The 1596-nt window shown below is 68.4% G+C and carries 1 protein-coding gene; it reads right to left on the reverse strand.

What is annotated here, in order from left to right; translation table 11 throughout:
- Positions 1 to 10: 10 nt before the first annotated feature.
- A complete protein-coding gene (locus tag M8C13_RS44240) occupies positions 11 to 1492 on the reverse strand; it encodes a transposase (protein WP_252486853.1) in 1482 nt (493 codons plus the stop codon).
- Between the last annotated feature and the right edge of the window lie 104 nt (positions 1493 to 1596).

The raw sequence follows: 1596 nt of genomic DNA on the forward strand, positions 1-1596 counted from the left end.
CGCTGGTGTTTTAACCTGTTTGAGCTGCTGGGTGGGCCTTCGTGGCGGAGGCGGTTCGGTTCTTGTTGCCGGGCTTGGGTTTGCCTGATCTGGGACGTTTGCGGACGACGGGATGTCGTGGCGCGGGTGCCGAGGTGCGCCCGGACGGCCGTCCGGGACCGGGTGTGGTCTTTGCAACGTCCTGGGCCGGTGTGCCCAGGTAAGACTGGAGTGCTCTCAAACCCCGTTTGACCCGTAGTGGTGACAACGGGCCGGGCTTTTCCCAGGGCAGCCGCATGTCGGTGACCAGGTCGCGGGCGGCGACGAGCTGGGCGCAGGCGGCGGCGATCAGCCAGCTCCAGCAGGTGGCCTGCTCGGGGGTGCGCAGGCGTGGTGTGGTCCAGCCCAGATGGTGTTTGAGGAAGCGGTAGAGGTGTTCGATGTCGAAGCGGTGCAGGTAGGCCCGCCAAGCAATGTCGAGGTCGAAACTGCCGGGCGGTCCACTCCAGAACAGCCACATCGGTTTCTGCCCGGGCTGGGCGGAGTGGATGCGGATCACCGTGCCGTGCGGGAGGTCGTGGTAGTGGCCCCGGCCGGGGTGGGGTTCGGGGAGTTTGCGGGAGCGGGCGGGGTGCAGCCGGTGCCAGGCCGTCACCGTCAGGGGGTGGTGGCGGCCGCGGTCGGGGCGGGCCGGCACGGTGATGTCGGCATCCGGTTGCGGCCAGGTCGTGGGGTCGGAGAACTTCATTTTCGGTCCGTGGACAGGTTTTCGGCCTCGGGTGCCGGGTGGGTGGGGTGGTGGGTCGGTGAACATGCTGCCGTCGCTGCGTAGCCGCCCCAGCAATTGCACGGGCAGATCGGTGAGTTGGCGGGCGATCCAGGCGATGCTGTAGTCCCCGTCCAGGCACACGATCGGCACCGTGGCCGGGGTGGCCGGGGTGGCCGGGGTGGGCAGGCGGTCGAGCAGGGCGCGGATCTGGGTGAGGGCGAGGGTGTGGTGGTTGTCGCCGGGGGCGATGCGGGCCAGATCGACTGGTAGTGCCCAGGAGGTGTGTTCCCAGGTGGTGGCGGCGATCCACTGGTACCACCAGCCCGCGGTGACCGGTGGGCGGTCGTCGTGGTGGCGGTTTTTGGTTGCGTCGTAGTTGAAGGTGCGCTCGGGGCTGGTGGCCGCGTCGGGGCGGGGCCAGTGGGAGGCGTCCAGGGCGAAGACGTGCGGCATTCCAGGTTCGGCGACCGCGGGCAGCAGGCCGGTCAGGGTTTGGGTCAGGGCGGTGGTGTCGATGCGGCCGTGGCGGAGGGCGCGGTAGATGCTGCCGTGTCCGCGGCGCAGCGGGGGTTCCAGAGTGAGCCAGGGCAGTGACACCGGTCGGTGGGGGCTGGCCAGGAGGGCGTCGGTGATCTCGAAGAGGGTGTCGGGCCAGGCGGTGAAGCTGTTGTAGAGGTTGCGGCGGAGCTGTTGCAGTGTGTGAAGTTGAGTGGTGTGGGCGGGGTGGGGCAGACTGTGGGGCACGGCCATCTCTTGGTGTCATCGAGTTCTTGGCGGAACCTGATGATGATCAAGGGGTGGCCGTGCCCATGTCAAAGATCAGCCGCCCCAGGGTTAAAACACCAGCG

It is taken from the genome of Crossiella sp. SN42, from assembly GCF_023897065.1.
Lineage (GTDB): Bacteria > Actinomycetota > Actinomycetes > Mycobacteriales > Pseudonocardiaceae > Crossiella.